Annotated in this window: 12 protein-coding genes; 8 read left to right on the top strand and 4 right to left on the bottom strand. The window is 61.2% G+C overall.

Translation table 11 applies throughout. The features are described 5' to 3' along the window. Nucleotides 1–33 precede the first annotated feature (33 nt). On the top strand, nucleotides 34–3,426 hold the full coding sequence (locus AC0L2P_RS24565) for a TM0106 family RecB-like putative nuclease (protein WP_473504808.1): 3,393 nt from the start codon (nucleotides 34–36) through the stop codon (nucleotides 3,424–3,426). Between the two features lie 381 nt (nucleotides 3,427–3,807). On the opposite strand, the gene AC0L2P_RS24560 is transcribed toward AC0L2P_RS24565, so the two are convergent. Further along, on the bottom strand, nucleotides 3,808–4,542 hold the full coding sequence (locus AC0L2P_RS24560) for a thermonuclease family protein (protein ID WP_473504806.1): 735 nt from the start codon (nucleotides 4,540–4,542) through the stop codon (nucleotides 3,808–3,810). A gap of 498 nt (nucleotides 4,543–5,040) precedes the next feature. Here AC0L2P_RS24560 and AC0L2P_RS24555 point away from each other — a divergent pair, with 498 nt between their 5' ends. The 6 genes from AC0L2P_RS24555 (at nucleotide 5,041) to AC0L2P_RS24530 (ending at nucleotide 12,788) form a co-directional block, all read left to right on the top strand. Then, nucleotides 5,041–6,486 carry a hypothetical protein gene (locus tag AC0L2P_RS24555; RefSeq protein WP_473504804.1) on the top strand — a complete coding sequence of 482 codons (1,446 nt, stop codon included), beginning with the start codon at nucleotides 5,041–5,043 and terminating at the stop codon, nucleotides 6,484–6,486. Then, nucleotides 6,473–7,306 (top strand): hypothetical protein, encoded by an 834-nt coding sequence (locus tag AC0L2P_RS24550; protein ID WP_473504802.1) that lies wholly within the window; start codon nucleotides 6,473–6,475, stop codon nucleotides 7,304–7,306. The genes AC0L2P_RS24555 and AC0L2P_RS24550 overlap by 14 nt, the downstream gene beginning before the upstream one ends. A gap of 3 nt (nucleotides 7,307–7,309) precedes the next feature. After that, nucleotides 7,310–8,575, top strand: coding sequence for a hypothetical protein (locus AC0L2P_RS24545; RefSeq protein ID WP_473504800.1), 1,266 nt, complete (start codon nucleotides 7,310–7,312; stop codon nucleotides 8,573–8,575). Next, nucleotides 8,563–9,588, top strand: coding sequence for an OmpA family protein (locus AC0L2P_RS24540; protein WP_473504799.1), 1,026 nt, complete (start codon nucleotides 8,563–8,565; stop codon nucleotides 9,586–9,588). Before AC0L2P_RS24545 ends, AC0L2P_RS24540 begins: the two co-directional genes overlap by 13 nt. A gap of 174 nt (nucleotides 9,589–9,762) precedes the next feature. Then, complete coding sequence (locus tag AC0L2P_RS24535) at nucleotides 9,763–10,950, top strand: DUF6361 family protein (RefSeq protein WP_473504797.1); 1,188 nt, start codon at nucleotides 9,763–9,765, stop codon at nucleotides 10,948–10,950. Then, complete coding sequence (locus tag AC0L2P_RS24530; protein WP_473504795.1) at nucleotides 10,947–12,788, top strand: phospholipase D family protein; 1,842 nt, start codon at nucleotides 10,947–10,949, stop codon at nucleotides 12,786–12,788. Before AC0L2P_RS24535 ends, AC0L2P_RS24530 begins: the two co-directional genes overlap by 4 nt. Before the next feature lie 407 nt (nucleotides 12,789–13,195). Here the strand turns inward: AC0L2P_RS24530 and AC0L2P_RS24525 are convergent, their stop codons facing one another. After that, nucleotides 13,196–13,378: a hypothetical protein gene (locus AC0L2P_RS24525; RefSeq protein ID WP_473504794.1), complete on the bottom strand. Its 183-nt coding sequence runs from the start codon at nucleotides 13,376–13,378 to the stop codon at nucleotides 13,196–13,198. Between the two features lie 3 nt (nucleotides 13,379–13,381). Here AC0L2P_RS24525 and AC0L2P_RS24520 point away from each other — a divergent pair, with 3 nt between their 5' ends. Next, complete coding sequence (locus AC0L2P_RS24520) at nucleotides 13,382–15,796, top strand: C-terminal helicase domain-containing protein (RefSeq protein ID WP_473504792.1); 2,415 nt, start codon at nucleotides 13,382–13,384, stop codon at nucleotides 15,794–15,796. A gap of 145 nt (nucleotides 15,797–15,941) precedes the next feature. Here AC0L2P_RS24520 and AC0L2P_RS24515 read toward each other — a convergent pair whose 3' ends face one another. Together AC0L2P_RS24515 and AC0L2P_RS24510 are read right to left on the bottom strand one after the other, a co-directional pair. After that, nucleotides 15,942–16,205: a hypothetical protein gene (locus tag AC0L2P_RS24515; RefSeq protein ID WP_473504790.1), complete on the bottom strand. Its 264-nt coding sequence runs from the start codon at nucleotides 16,203–16,205 to the stop codon at nucleotides 15,942–15,944. A gap of 42 nt (nucleotides 16,206–16,247) precedes the next feature. Beyond that, entirely contained in the window at nucleotides 16,248–16,475 is a 228-nt protein-coding gene (locus tag AC0L2P_RS24510; protein WP_473504788.1) for a hypothetical protein, read from the bottom strand. Nucleotides 16,476–16,502 lie beyond the last annotated feature (27 nt).

The following is a 16,502-nucleotide window of genomic DNA, read 5'->3' as shown; positions in this document are numbered from 1 at the left end:
CCTAGCTGTCACCAATCTGCGCACACTTTATTGATGCTGAGAATCGGCTCCGAATTACAGTTGAGTGCCTCCGACCTGGTCGGCTACTTGAACTGCGGCCATCTGACGGTGCTTGACCTTCAGGTTGCGGATGGCGCGCTTGAGAAGCCGAAGATCTGGGACCCGCTGCTCAAGATCCTGCAGCAGCGCGGGGCCATTCACGAGGCGGCCTATGTCGATCACCTGCGTGCGTCGGGCCTTGCGGTCGTGGTCATCGAGGGCAAGGGCATAGATAACGGCTCCCTGGCCGCCACGATCGAGGCGATGCGCGCCGGCGAGCAGATCATCGTGCAGGCGGCGCTACGGGCGCTGCCCATCGTCGGCCGGGCCGACATCCTCCGGCGCGTCGAGACGCCAAGCGACCTCGGCACCTGGTCCTATGAAGTGATCGACACCAAGCTCGCTCGCGAAACCAAGGGCGGGACTGTGCTGCAGCTCTGCCTCTATTCTGACCTCGTCGGGCAGATGCAGGGCCTCGTGCCAGAATACGCCTACGTTGTCGCGCCCCTCACCGGGTTCGAGCCGGAGGTCTTTCGGGTCAGCGACTATGCCGCCTACTACCGCAATGTCCGAGAACGCTTCGCCGCGTCCTTGAACGGAAATGGCGGCACGTATCCAGAGCCGATCGCTCACTGCGACATCTGCCGCTGGCGGGGCCAGTGCGACGACCGGCGCCACCAGGACGATCACCTGTCCCTTGTAGCCGGCATCACGGCCGTGCAGCGCGGCGAGCTTGCCGGCCACGATGTCGCCACCATGACCGCGTTAGCCGAGCTCCACCTGCCGCTACAATGGAAGCCGGAGCGCGGTGCCGCTTCGTCCTACAATCGCATTCGGGAGCAGGCCCGGATCCAGGTTGCGGGGCGCGCGGCTGGGCACTTGCTCCATGAAGCGCTGCCGATAGAACAGAGCTTTGGTCTCTGCCGACTGCCGGAGCCGGACGATGGCGACATCTTCTTCGATCTTGAAGGCGACCCTTTCGTCGGCGAAGGCGGCCTCGAATATCTCTTCGGTTATGCTTTCAAGGACGCGGAGGACGCGCTCACCTACATCGCTGACTGGTGTCTTACGCCGGTCGATGAAAAGGCCGCCTTTGAACGCTTCGTCGATTTCGTGATCGAGCGGCGAACGCGCCATCCCGGCATGCACATTTATCACTACGCCGCCTATGAGATGGGTGCGCTCAAACGCCTGATGGGGCGCTACGCCACGCGCGAGGAAGAGATCGACGCTCTGCTGCGCGGGCAGGTCCTGGTCGATCTTTACGCGGTGGTCCGCCACGCCATCCGCGCCAGCGTCGAGAGCTATTCCATCAAGAAGCTGGAGCCGCTCTACGAATTCGTACGTGCGGTGTCGCTGCCCGATGCCAACTATGCCTTGAGCAAGGTCCAGGCCTGCCTGGAGCTCGGGGATGCAGGCGGCATCAATGCGGAAGATCGGGCCGTCGTGACGGGCTACAACCAAGATGACTGCGTCTCGACGCAGCGGCTTCGGGACTGGCTGGAGCACCTGCGGACTGACGCGGTCGCCTCAGGCGTGGAGATCCCCCGGCCGGCTCCGCCTAAGGAGGACGCTCCGCCGGATATTACAGCCTGGCAGGCGCGGATCGATGCAGTCGTGGCCGTGCTGACCGATGGCATTCCGGTGGACTCCGCGGAGCGCAGCGCAGAGCAGCAGGCGCTCTACGTGCTGGCGAACGTGCTCGACTGGCATCGCAGGGAAGAGAAGGCGATCTGGTGGGAATATTTCCGGCTGGCGGCGCTGTCCGAGGACGAGCTGGAGGACGAGCGGGCAGGTATCGCCGGCCTCGAATTCGTGGATACCGTGGGCGGAACCGCCAAGGCCCCTATCCACCGCTATCGATTTCCCCCGCAGGACGCGGAGTTTCGCGGCGGGGAGGATTTGCGCAGCGTCGGTGGCGAGCGGTTCGGCAAGGTCGAGGGCGTCGACCTGGAACATCGCTTCATCGACATCAAGAAGCGGGGCGACACCGCCGGTTTTCACCCCGAAGCTGTCTTCGCCCATACCTATATCGACACGGCTGTCCTGGCCGAGTCCCTGGTGCAGATCGGCGAGTACGTGGCCGATAATGGCATCGGCGGTCCCGTTGCCTACAAGGCGGCGCGCGATTTGCTGCTGCGGCGGCCGCCCGATGCCGGCGGCGCGGCGCTGCGCCAGCCAGGCGAGAGCCCGGTCGATGCGGCCTGCCGCCTCGTCCCGGCCTTGCAGGGCGTGCTCGCCATCCAGGGACCGCCTGGCGCGGGCAAGACCCATACTGGCGCCTACGCGATCCTTGCGCTGGTCAGGGCCGGCCTTCGCGTCGGGGTGACCGCCAACAGCCACAAGGTCATTCGCAACCTGCTCGCGAAGGCCGCCGAGGAAGCAGCGAAGGAAGACTTCGACCTGCAGTGCCTGCACAAGGTCACGGATGCCGAAGACAATGTCCCGCACCTCACCTTCACCACGAAGAATCCCGAGGCCCTCGGCGCCTTTGCAAGCGGCTACCACGTTCTCGGTGGTACGGGGTTCCTGTGGGCCCGGCCCGATGCGGCTGGCCTCGTCGACGTGCTGTTCGTGGATGAGGCCGCGCAGATGTCGCTCGCCAACGTGCTTGCCATATCACCGGCCGCAGCCAGCCTTGTCCTGCTTGGCGATCCGCAGCAGCTTGAGCAGCCAATGCAGGGCTCGCATCCCGAGGGTACGGAGGTCTCGGCCCTCGACCACCTTCTCCGCGGACGGCAGACCATCGCCGAGGACGAGGGCCTGTTCCTCGACCAGACCTGGCGCCTCCACCCCGATATCTGCCGTTTCACCTCCGAGCTGTTCTACGAAAGCCGCCTCCTTCCCCGTCCCGGTCTTGAGAACCAGGCCATCCTGATGGACGGCCCGCTTGGCGGGAGCGGCCTGCGCTACATCGAGGTGCAGCACAGCGGGAACCAGAACTCCAGCCCGGAGGAGGCTGACCGCATCCGCGATGTTGTCAGCGAGATCCTTGCCTCGGGCGCACGCTGGCGCGACCGCGAGGGTAACGAGGCGATGCTCACCCTGAACGACATTCTGGTTATCGCGCCCTACAATGCGCAGGTCTTTGAAATCCAGGCGCGCCTCCCTGGCGCGAGGATAGGAACGGTAGACAAGTTCCAAGGGCAGGAAGCGCCCATCGTCATCTATTCCGTCACGACGTCCAGTCATGCCGACGCCCCGCGTGGCATGGAGTTCCTCTACAGCGCGAACCGCCTCAATGTGGCCACCTCGCGCGCCAAAGCACTATGCATTCTCGTGGCCAATCCGGACGTGTTCGAGCCGGAGTGCCGGACGCCGCGCCAGATGCAACTTGCTAACGGCTTCTGCCGCTATCTAGAAATGGCCGTTACGGTCGATCCGTAGGTCCTTGCAGGCCCGCGTCAATGTCCGGCAAACCGGTGTCGACGAAGAACATAGGTCGAGATGCGCGGCCTATATCTCTCATTCATAGCGAGGCCTCGAAGTGCCGGTCCCTGTCGACAGCAGACCGCGTCGTCCGCAGAGCGGAACGGCCGTGGTACAAAGTCGGACCAAGCTGCAACCACAGCGCGGCTGACAAAGATCTGATAGCGATTACCTACAGCGCGTCAAACGCGACGATGATCTGTGATGGCGTTGCGGCCGCTGGTGTTCCTCGAAGACTTGATGTCGGTTTTGAAAAAACTTCCCAGGGCTGCCGCGGAATTTACAATCCGCCCATTCTGAGATCCCGCCTAGAACGGCTTCCATCCACAGCAGGCATCGCTAGCAGAGCCCCTCGCAAGGAACCCCGTCTTTGTCGCGGTCGAGTTTGCCACCCCATGAACAGTTCTCGAGATACCAACGAGCCTCATCGCACGAGCCGATTTGAGAGCAGTACCGCCGTGGTTCGCATGAATGGCCACTTTGTGCGACGAGAGGGCGCTTCATGAATCCAAGGGGCTGCGACGAAGGAGCGCTTTCGCTATGTTGTGCGCGCCATTCCCAGGGCGCCCGGAAGGCTCCGGCCCAGATGCCGACCTTCGCGGTCTCCGCCTTCGCCTGCTGCGCCGAGTACGCGCCGCGGCTGTAGCGGGGCCAATCCATCGCCTGGCCATGCTCGACCATCCACGCGGCGACGTTGATACCATCGGCTCGCTGGCAATCCCCGACAAAGCGACGATATCGATCCCATGTCACGAACGTGCATTTGACCGGACTGGAGGCCAGCAGGAAGATCCCCAGAGCCTCGGCTGAGCGGCGCCCGCACGGATATTCGAAGCCCTTGGCGTCACCGCAGGACTGATTGCTCTCTGGGGCATCGATGCCATTGAAGCGGATCCGCTGGCCATGGATCTCGATCGTATCGCCATCGATGACGGATGCAACGCCGTTGATTGGCTCTTGTTTCGCGCCAAGCCACTTCGAAACTCCAATATCTGGAATTCGATCGCTGTGTCTCATTGCCAATTGCGTGGCTAAGGCGGCAGCGGCAGCCACTGTCACGAAGGCCAGCGGCAACGAGATCCGTGTCCAACGCCAAACGCGCAGTCGTCCCGAGCCGTTGTGCTTCCGCCGCTGGTCTGAGCGACCGTTGTGTCGAGATGTGTCCAAGCCGCTTCTCCCACTGGGAGAATGACCGCAAATTTCGTGCAGGTCTAGGTTTGGCAAATGCCATGTACAAGAAAGTTCTGCTGAGCGCGGGCGGCTCGCTCTCGTCAATACTGGGCAGCAAGAGCCTCGGCGGGTCGACCAGTAGCGGTGCCCTCGCCCAAGCACGAGAATCCGAAAAATACTGTGGCCAGTTGAATCCATGGCTCAGAATAGAAGGGCCGGGCGGGGCACTCCTTTGAGTTTGCATGCAGCTCGCCGATGTACTATCGAGCACAAAGGGAATGGCTTTCTGCCAGGCGGGGCAGCCGGATATGAGAGACGCCGATAGCAGGCTTGCCGCGCGCTGAAACGCGCTGCAAGCCGCAACGGCGCGTTCCGGAAGATTGATCATAGAGGTTTACGACGTTGGCCGCGAGATTTGAAGCGCTCGAGAAACTGCGCAACAGGATCATGGAAGCGAACCACGACTATAGGGTGGGAGCAGACATTTTCCCAAGCCTCGACATCGACAAGATTGCCCGAGACTTGAACCTCGCCGATCTGGGAACAGCACGTGGCGAACAAGACCAGCCATCGTCCTCGTCGAAGGCCATCGATGAGGTCGAACATTCTATCGTTGAAAGGGTACATGACGAGAAGAAGACGGCCCACCAGATCCTCGAGGATACGCTCCACCTCTACTCCGGTCGTGTCGCGAATTTGGGCCTCGAGGAGCAGTTCGGGCTGCTTCAGCAAGCACATGCTTCCAGCCTGTCCAGCTTCAAGGGAGAAATAGCGATCGGCCTGGATACACTTCACGCCAGGCGAACCGACCTTCACGAGGCCACAAGAGAACTCGCCACCTTCCGCAAGAATCACCGCCTGGAGCGTGTGGCCAGATTGCAGCACGGAACGGCCCATCTTTTCAGGATTGCGCTGCTCGTCTTCCTCTTCCTGGTCGAGACGTACCTCAACGGGTCCTTTCTGGCGAAAGGCAACGACCAAGGCTTTTTAGGCGGAGCCACGGAAGCCTTCGCGTTCTCCTTCGTCAACATTGTGTCGGCTTTGATTTTTGCCATTTTCTGCGTGCGCCTGGTGACGCACCGGTCGGTGGCAGTAAAGCTCGTCGGAACGGTTTCAATCCTGCTCTATGTCTGTATTGCGCTGGGGATAAACCTCCTGCTCGCGCACTATCGCGAAGTCAGCGGCACGCTCGCCGACGGTGCGGGCAACCTTGCCGTACAGAGGATGCTCCATAATCCGCTTGGGCTTGAGGAGGTGAGATCGTGGATGCTCTTCCTGGTGGGTCTGCTCTTTTCGATCATCGCCTTCATTGACGGCTGGTTCGTTCTCGATCCATACCCAGGCTATGCCGGCGTGGAAAAGAGGCGTCGGGAGCGCCGACTGGATTACACTGACACCAAGGCCGATCTCATAGACCGCCTCATCGAATTGCGCGATGACCATAACGCCAAAGTCGAGGACATCTTGAAGGGTCTCGCCAGCCGCAGGCGGGAACACGCAGCAATCCTGTCCAGCCGTGCACGGCTCCTGGCCCTGTTCAATGAACACCAAGAGCAGTTGGAGCGGAGTGGCAACCAGCTCCTTTCGAAATACCGCGAAGCAAACATCCGCGCGCGAAAGACCGCCCCTCCAAAATACTTCTCCCAGCCTTTCAAACTCCAAAAGACCAAGCCCGTCATCCAAAACGATGGTGAGATCAAGGATAGCGATTTTGCCTCATCGATCGCAGCGGCCCAGCAGGCGCTAAACGAGCAGATGCAACAGGTCGGCAAGGAGTGCGAGGCCGGCATCGAGAAGTATCGCGACCTCGACAAGCTGTATCCGGAGACCCTCGATGGCCAGGCCTAGGAGCCGTCGCAGGACGGGGAGCTCGCGCCGAAAGGGTGCTGGCGCGGTTGCAGGAGCGATCCTGCTTGGACTGGCGTCCCTGGCAATGCTTTCCGGCTATATCTGGCTCAACGTCAAGGCCCGGGACGTTGTCGAAACAAACGCAGCGACCGGCTGCCCGGTAAGGGGCGCGCCGAACAGCGTCACTGCCGTTCTCTTCGACACCTCCGATCCCGTCCCGCAAGCCACCATGGAAGATCTTGCTAACAAGTTCAGGCAGATTGCCGGTTCGATCAAGCAGGGCGGCTATCTCTGGGTCGGAACCCTGACATCAGTGCCTGGCAGTCTGAAAGAGCTGTTCGCCCGCTGCAATCCGGGAGACGGGTCAACAGTGGACGTCTGGACCAGCAATCCGGGAAAGCACCAAAAGATCTGGGAACAAGCCTTCGACAAGCCGCTCAAGGATCTGACGGAGCAGTTGCCATCGGACAGCCAAGCCGATCAGTCGCCAATCATGGCTGGCATTCAGAAACTGAAGCTCAGCCTGTTCGACAACGGCACGTTCGACAGCGTTCCAAAACGGCTGATCCTGGTTTCCGATATGATGGAGAACACCCCCGCCTATTCCCAATACAAATCCGGCGCCGACTACAATGCCTTCAAGAAAAGCCCCGCGAATTCTCGTTTCAGGACCGATCTTCTCGGCGCCGACGTGACCATTCTTTATTTCAACCGACCGGAGAGGAAGTTCCCATCCGTCGACCATGCCAATTTCTGGACGCAGTGGTTTTCGGATAACGGGGGCAATCTCAGCGACTTTACAAAGCTTGAGGGGATGTAAGCCATGGCCGCCCGCGGACGTCTCTTAATCGATACGTGGTTTTTCCCTCAGGCTTTCTATATCGGGCTGACGGTCTGCGGCTGCATCTTCATTGCCGTCACGAAGTCAGCCGGCTTAAGCCCCCTGATCTCGTCGACAGTGCCGATAGGCCTCATGATCGGCTATTTCGCATTTTCCTGGTACGTCGGGAAATTGCGTCTTCACGACGAGCAGACAGGCGACAACCTGTACTACATGGGCTTCCTGTTCACGCTCTCCAGTTTGGGAGCCTCGCTTTACCAATTCGGCACAGATGCATCGACCGACGAAATCGTCAGGAATTTCGGTATCGCGGTGACGTCGACGATTACCGGCATCGCACTTCGCATCTTCTACAATCAGGTCCGCCGCGACCCAGCTGACGTGGAGCGGGCAACCCGTCATGAACTCGCGGACATGACACGCCGGGTGCGCACGGAGATGGAAAGTGTAGCCCGTGAGTTCGCCGACTTCCGCAGGGTCTGCAACCAAATGCTAGAAGAAGGCTTCACCGAAATAGCCCGCCAGGCGGAAAAGAACGGCGATCAGGTCCGACAGGCCTTCGAGGGGATGGCCGCGAAGGCGATAAAGCCCGTCCAGGACACCTCGGAGAAGATCGCCAAAACGCTCGACCAGACATTCGGCCGTATCGAAAGCCGGTTTTCAGGCGTTGCCGAAAAGGTCGAAACGGTTGCTGTGACCTTGGACAGAGCGAATGGTTCGATGGCCGCCACGGTCTCGAAGTTTGAGGCCCAGGCCGACATCGTTTCGGACAAGCTCGGCAAGGTGATTATCCCCGATGAAGTTCTCAAGACCGATGTCGTCATGGTCTTGAAGGTGCTTGCCGCTTCTGTCGGGAGGTTCACCGAACGTGCCGAGGCGCTTTCCAAGGAACAAGGCGAGCGGACCGACAGGCTTTCGGATACCGTCCTCAAAATAGCGGCGCTTCAGAAAGTCCTCCTAGAGAGGCTTGAGAAGCAGGCCGAACAGAACGCCAGCACCACAAACTTGTTGTCGCGCTTTCTTGAGCGCGATCGTGTACCCGCCCGAGACCAAACCCCTGCTGCACCGCCACCACCAGCCGCAGAACCCTCAGTCCAGCCCGAAATTTTCGTCCCCCTTCACGAGGAGGTTGGGCAGGTTGAGCCACCAGGTCTCGCCGCCGCTGCCAACGGCACTGATGCCGAGAAGCACGTGCCGCAGTCCCCGCAGCCGAGCGAGGAGAAACCGAGGCCGAGATGGTGGCGCTGAACCAGCCCGACGGAACCTCGGTCGGTTACGAGCGAAAGGGCCATGCGCGCGGCCTGATCCTGGGTCTTACCATGGCCGAAACGATGCTCCTGCTGGTCTTCTGTCTTCTCCTGGTCTCCGGCGCCATCGTCACCAAAAAACAGGCGGAATTGCGAATTGCCCTGCAGAAGGCATCCCGGAGCGAGGCAGAAGTCTTGCAACTCAGGCAGGAGAACCAGAGCCTTCTTGCTCAGGTCGCCGAGCTCATGGAAAAATCCACCGGCCACAAGGTTCCTGACGAGGAATGGCGAAAACTGGTGCTGGCCAAGAAAGCAGTCGCGCTGATCGAGGAAAAGGGACTGACGGCTGAGGACGCGGTGCGTCTGGCCGAGGCTACAGCGGTCGTCCGCGACAATCGGCTGACACCCGACGACCTGCGCCACCTGCTGTCGGCCGACAAGCGCGCGCTCGACGCGGAACGAAAGTTGGCCGAAGCCGAAAAAGATCTCGCCGAAATGACACGGCAGCCAAAGGATCTCCCACCCATCATCAACCTCAGCGAAGCCAAGGGCTATTCCTTTGAAGTCAGTAGCGCTGAATTGAGACCGGCCTTTAGGGCCAAGCTTGAAGGGGCGATCGCCAAGCAGATTGCTGAGATCGTCGCAAAATATGATGTCGATGTCGTCGAGGTTATCGGCCATACCGACGAACAACGTTTATCAAGGCAGTCCAACATGGACTTCGTTCTGAAGAAAGTGCTCTCCGGTGATGAAGACGTGAGTAAGATGGAACCTGGCGACAACGCGGGGTTAGGCTTAGCGCGTGCGATATCTGTCGCGTCGATTCTTAAAAAGATACCAGAGCTGGACCATCTGAATATCCTACCGATGTCAGGCGGTCAGTTGATCCTTCCTGACGATCGCCTGACGGATGGAGTTCAATCCGGCGATGCTCCAACAAGACGTCGTATTGAGATTAGAGTTCGCAAGAGCAAGCAAAGATTGACCGAAGAAGGTAACCACGAAGACAACTAATATTCCGAACGGTATTGAGTCCATCGAAAAAGAGCCAGTGTGCTTATTGCGGGAGCGGACACTCAGGGAAGGGAAGGAATCGTCGAGTCGAGATCTGCAATTAGACGGTAAGGTGATCCGGCTTTAGTAGACTGAACAAATGTTGTTTGGGGGGTGTGATTGGCTTCGTTTGGTATGACTTACCTGTCGTCGGACGCGATGCGCGAGGCGCGCAAGTTTATGGCGGCCGACCAACAGGGAGTGCGAGATGAGATCGGCTTTCTCACGGTTCACCAGAGTTATGCCAATCGCTTTTTTCCCGGCACTTCCGTTCTGCATACCCGGCTCCGATACGTCTTGTTCGTGCCGTGGCTGTATCGGGACGAACAATCGAAACCAAGCCGCGGACAGCGGGTGCAGGACAGCGTCCAGCAACGCGAGCACATGCTGACCGGGCGGCTGATCAACGAGCCTTACGGTGTGATCGGCAGCCGAAATTACCCCGAGCCGGTCGAACAACGGCCTTCCCAGGTCTATTGGGGTGCCCTGCAGCGATGGGGGATCCTGCGCGAGCAGGCGGCAATCGGCCCGCTCAGCCGCTACCAGGTCGAGCGGTTGGTGTCGGGCAAACAGCGGTCGACCGCGTTGAAGGACGACGAAGGAAATTCCCTGTCGACTGTTGACTGGCCGTTCACTTGCCCGGAGCCTCCAGAAGAATGGGCGCGTGAAGGCGAGGGAACGCTCAGTTTCCGTCTTCTAAAGCATGAGAAAGTCTTCCTGGCGAAGCGTCTGCGAAGCCTGTCGTCGCCCGGCAATCCCGGCGAGAAGGCCATTCTCGCCCGGTTGGTTGGCCAGGATGTATCATCGGCGAAAATGCCATGGGCGCGGCAGGTCCAAATGATTGCGGGGCAGGAGCGCCCTGCCCTCGTTCGCGCCAGTCAGGCTGCAGCACTCGCCGCCATCGGACGGGCGGTCTACGCGGCTCAGGTAGAGACGTTGCGCGAAGAGATCGATCACACGCCAACGTCCGAAGTGCAGCGCAGCGTCCTGCCGCGCGTGCTCGAGGCATGGAGCGAGCAAGCCGCCCGGCTAGCCTGGGATAAATTCAGCAACGACGTCGATGGCCTTGCGCTGATAGTGTCGGAGGCTCTCCGACAGACGCTGGATTGGGTTCAAAAGGAAAGATCGGACCCGATGGAGCTTGGTCCGGCCTATGCTGAAGCGGAATGGTACCGCAAGGGCCGACGCGCGCGGCTGTCTCGCAACCAGTTCGGCGTCGACCGGAGGACGGAGTGGGATAATGAGGCGCACCCGCGCGCCGTGCCGCTTCATTACCGTTGGGATCGTATCCAGATGTTATTGGCGGATCTGGTCGGCGCATGAGCAAGACGCCACGCGATTTCCCCGGCCAAGCCTTTCTTGAACTGCTTCGCCCGCCCAAACTCGCGCAGACGCAGTTGGCGCTGATCGCCTCCTATTCTGCCGACCCGATCGTGCTCGGCGGCGCCCTACTGAACCTACATGCGCGCGGCCGCGACAATGCCGGCGGCAACAAGTCGGATTTCGCGAGCGCGATCGAGGCGCTACGTGATCGCGTGAGGTTTGTCGTCCAGCGCGGTCGGATTCACCGGGGGCGGAAGATGCCGAAAATCGCGGGCGTGCTCGATCAGTTCGTCATCGAAATGCCGTTCCAGGAGCAGAACAGCAGTTGGCACCCCAAGCTCGCGCTCATTTGCTACGAAAGCCCCGACAAGCGGCGATCTTGGCGGCTTTGGCTGGGCAGCCGCAACCTCACGCTCAGTCGCGACCTCGATCTTGGACTGACGCTGGATGGCGAATCTCGGCGTCGGAAGGGCAGTCGACCGATCGGCGGGATCGATGCGCTGGGTGCGGAACTGGCACGCAGCGCGGTACTGCCAGGCGTTGTTCCCGATGAAATCGCCCGCGAGCTTCGGTCCTTAAGATGGGTCGCACCCGACGGCATCGATGTTTCCACGGTCGAATTCTGGCTCCCCGGCGGGCGCCCGAAGCCGCCCATCGTAAACGCTGATGGATGTAAGGTTGTCGTGCTCAGCCCATTCGTGTGCGATGCATTCGTTGAAACCCTTGCTGCAGCGACCGCCGCCAGTGCCTCTCGAACCCTCGTCACCACGTTGCCGGCTGTTCGCAAACTCAGCTCGGAGGCGAAGGGCCATCTGGCCGGGTTCAAGCTTCTGTCTCTCTTCGCTCCAGCGCCGGACGGCGAGACCGGCGAGGACGAGCCGTTACACGTCAAACACCAGGATATGACCGACGAGGATGGCGCTGATCACGCCCGCGGGACGGATCACTCGGGCCTGCATGCGAAGCTTTTCGCGTCGATCCGGGGGCAGAAGGTCGACATCGTGGCGGGAAGCGCGAACGCCACCCAACGCGCATGGTCGGGGGGCAACGCCGAAGTGGTTGCCCGTTTCAGAGGCGGTGAAGCGATGATCGATGGAATCGCCGCGATAGTCGGTGCTGCTGTGCCCATCTCCGCATCCGTCCTGGAAGCGCTTGTAGCGACTGAAGATGACATCGCCGAGCAGAGACTCGAGAGACTGCGTTGGCGCCTCGCCGAGCTTCCGCTGCTGTTGCGGCGCAAGGACAACCGGTTCACGCTTTGCTGTGAGCCGGCGCCGACGATGCCGGACAATGCAATGCTAGAGGTCGGACTGGCCACGATGACACTGGTGCCTTGGCCGCGCGGCGAGTTGGCCGTCCAGATCGGCGATGTCTCCCTCGCGCTGCAGACCGATCTGGTCCAGTTCCGGTTGACGTATGGGAATCTCCCGCCAGAGTGCTGGCTGCAACGCGTGGCTGTTTCACCGCCAATCGATGGGGCACGGGATTCGGCGGCGATCAGTCGCTTTTTGAGTGTGGCAGGCCTTCAGACCTGGCTGCGCGAAATGCTCGACGGTGAAGGCAGCCCAGGCACCGAGGATGATTGGGACGGCGACGAACCAACCCCGGATCCCGATCGTCGTGCCAGTTGGAAGCATGACGGCTTCGCGCTTGAAGACATGCTGGCCGCCTGGGCGCGCAATGATCTCGACAAGCTCAAGCGTGTGGATCGGATTCTGGATCGCTATGTCGCGGCAGTGCTTCAGCACGGTGAGCACCTCTCGGACAATGACACGAGGGACCTCGCCGCCCTACAGGCAACATGGGAGGTGGCGCGGGACGTGCTGCTGCAGCGATGACCAGCATCCCGCGGCAATTCCAGCAAGATACCGTCGATGCGGTCGTCGAGTGCCTTAGCGGCCCGACCAGCCGCCGCTTCCTCGTCGCGGACGAAGTCGGTCTTGGAAAGACGACGGTAGCAAGGGAAGTGGTCCGCTGCCTGTCACGCAATGGCACCAAACCGTTGACCGTCTTCTACATCACCAGCAACACACGGGTGTCCGACCAGAACGCGTCTCGCCTGGTAGACTTCCTGCCGACCCAGGCGACTAGGAACGAAGCTTTGTCCAAGGTCGATCGGCTGTCGATGATCCCGCTCAACCCGAAGTCTAAATCGCCCCTGCGCCTCTACTCCCTGGCCCCGCTCACGTCCTTTCCTCCGGAAACGGCGCGTCCCAATCCAGGGTCGGCACTGGAGAGGGCATTCCTATCGATGTTGCTGGAGCGAGCAGTGCCGGAAATCGGTGCCGCGCTTCCTCCAGGTTTCATGCAGCAGCGCGCCGTGAAGAGCTGGGCCGGCGCCTGCGCCGTTGCCACCCGGCGCATTGCCGAGACCGACAAGGCGCTGGTCCCAGCCTATCGAAAGGCGCTGCGCGAGCGCTTCGGGCATGGCTTGAAGCGCAAGATCGTCGAGGCCGCAATGTCACAGTCTCCGAGCCGGACATTGACGGTGCTGCGCAGACTTCTGGCAGAGGCCTGCCTCGCGGGTACGCCGCCGAATGTGATCATCTTCGACGAATTCCAGCGCTTCCGCCACCTGCTGAAGCCGGCTGCGGACGATCGGCTCGGGCGCGCACTGCTGGGCATCGGGCGCAAGAAGACTGCGATGCTCCTGCTCTCAGCGACCCCATATCGCCTCTATGGCCACAGCTGGGATGGCAAGGACGGTTCACAGGCGCATGAGGAATTGTTCGAGACGATCGAGTTCCTGACCGGCAGCAAGGAGGTACGCAGCCAGGCTGAAGAGCTCTTTTCGAGCTTCGGAGAAATACTGAGGGCGATCAGCGACGCGGGCGGTGATACAGTCGATCCCGTGCTGCGCGCGCGGGCGTCGCAAACCCGAGACCGCATCGACGATCTGCTTCGCCCTCATATCGCCCGCACCGAACGGCCACCGGCAGTCGGTGCTGAGCACAGGACCAAGCGCGACCCGCTCGCTATCGATAGGGTCGACCTGAAGCTCTTCAAGCATTTCGCTTCGCCGGTAACATCGCGCAGCCGCACCGCCGCTTCTGCCTATTGGCTCTCGGTCCCACTGCCCGCGCAGGCGCTCGGCGCTCGATACAAGATTTCCAGCGGCATCGAATACGACCGATCCGCCGGTGTGCCACAGCTGCGAGCCAACCGACGTGCCGGCGAAGCGAAGAGCGGTTGGGGAAGTCCGAAGCTCCGTGCGCTCCAGCAGATCAATCCTGTTGCTGACCTCGCGCTGCCATGGGTCGCGCCCTCGATCGCTTGGTGGCCACTCTCCGGTCCATGGTTGGGTTCGTCAACGCAGAAGACGCTGTTGTTCAGCCGCTTCCGTGCGACACCCCAGAGCATCGCCGCCCTGCTCAGCCTTGGCGCGGAAGACGAGTACCTTGACACGGGCTCGGGTGGCCGGCGCCGGGTCTGGGAGAGCAAGCGTCTACAGCCGCAATCAGGGCTGCCGGTGATGGCGCTATTTCATCCGTCACCTCTCCTCATTCGGGCGACCGATCCGTTGAAGGGGGCGCACGCCACATTGGCGCAGGCAAGCCTGACGGTCAGTCGTCAGCTTCGCGTCGAATTGGGCACGCTCGGCGTCGCGATCCGCAAAAAGCCGAAGAAGGACGCAAAGCGCGCACGGCCGCTTTGGGAGCTGCTCGCAGCGTTGGAGGCAAGATCGGGCGAGTATGAGGCATCGCAAGCCGCCTGGTATGCGACGGCGGGCGACGAAGCCGTTCTCGGACGCACTGTGGAAGAGCGTGCCAACGTCGAAGACGTCAAATGGATCAGCAAGACCGAGTTCGGTCGGCTTGTCGAGATGGCGATCGGTGGCCCGGCGATTGCGGTAGGGCGAGCCCTTTTCAGGCATTTTCCCGGCGCCATAAGCGATAACCATCTGTATCAGCTGGTATGGTTCTGCTGGCATCGGCTGCGACCATATCTGGACAACAAGGTGTTCTGGGGGCGCCTTGGCGACGGAAAAATATCCGAGGTGCTTCAGGCTGCCGTGTGCCAAGGCGGCCTGGAGAGCGTTCTCGACGAGCACTTCTGGATTGCGTCGGGACAGATCGGCCCGTCACAGCTCCTCGAAGAGCTTGGATCGGCGCTGCACGCCTCGCTCGGCTGGTTCACGTTCAAGGCGCTCCCCTCCTCGGCGCCGCCAATCCGGCTCCGTTGCCATGCTGCCGTTCCTTTCAGCGGCACGGAAAGTAGCGACAACGAGGCGGCCGAGCGTGCCCTGATCGAGGAAGGAGAGGATCCGCCACCACGGTCCGAAGGGCTACGGCGTGCATTCAATACACCATTCTGGCCGCATGTCCTGGCCACCACGTCGATCGGTCAGGAGGGGCTGGACTTCCACAGCTGGTGCCGCAGGATCGTCCATTGGGACCTGCCTTCAAACCCCGTTGACCTGGAGCAGCGGGAAGGACGAATTTCGCGTTATGGAGGTCTGCTTGTGCGCCGGCCGCTCGGCGCGACGGTACGAACGGATGCCCTGGCTGGTGCGGCTTCTGGCAAGTCCCCTTGGGTTGCGGCGGCCATGATCGCGGAAGCCAGGTACCGCGACGGGCCCGGTCTGGCGCCTTGGTGGACCTTCCAGGACGCGGATATCAGTCGGCATGTCCTGGCGCTTGCGAAGAGCCGGGACCTTGCGCGCTTCGATCATCTCCAGCGCCAGCGACTGCTCTACCGCCTCGCGCTTGGCCAGCCCAATCAAGAGGATCTGATCAATCACCTGGCACGAGGAAGCGACGCCAAAATCCGCGAACTGAGTGCCCTCGCGCTCGATCTTCGTCCCCGCAAGCGGAACGGCAATGACACCGACAGCCCGCCAGACTGATACGGGAATGCTCCACAAGATGCCTTTACCCAGTCGCACACACCGGGATCGTTAGGGTCCCGCAGGAGTGAGGGGTATGTCGATCGGAATGCAAGTGTCGGGATCGAGCCCATAGACTGCGCGAATTCACGCTTCGCATCGGCAATTAGCTCGGCAATGTCGGACCTGCCGGTGAGCCATTTGAAATCGTAGCGAACGGTCCCGGCTCGAGGGTCCATTGCAAGGCGAGGTCAAACACCAGCATTCCGCCGAAGAAGTTGTTCACCAGCGCTTTGATGCCGGCGGCGCTTCGACCAGGCATGGCGCGCGGGAAAATCTGCTCGGTATCCGCTCGGTCCTGGAAGAGGAACAGATGGGCGATGAAGAGCGCGTTGCTCTCAGGTGTGAAATTGCTTCCCGCCATCCACATGCCCGGCCAGCAGAAGAATTCGGCGGCGCGTATGAAGTGCCGTTAGTTCACCGGGCCCGTCCCGTTCCGCCGGATGAACGGAGCATCCTTGCCGGTGATATCCTTCACCGACTTTAGCAGCTCCTCGTGGGTGTTTTGCAGCGCTCGGAAGTGTTCGCAGCTAGGCGATAGCAGCGGACGGACAACGCTCTGGTGCAGCGCTTCCGCTGCCACGAGGAAGCGCTCGATTTCTACCTGCGATAACTGCTTTGACGGTTTCGATCTAGCCATAGCGACCTCCGTTAGCAAATCGCCCCA

The sequence above is a fragment of the Mesorhizobium sp. WSM4836 genome (genome assembly GCF_055811815.1).
The sequence above is the reverse complement of the archived record's forward strand: the minus strand, read 5'-3'. Positions and strand labels throughout refer to the sequence as shown.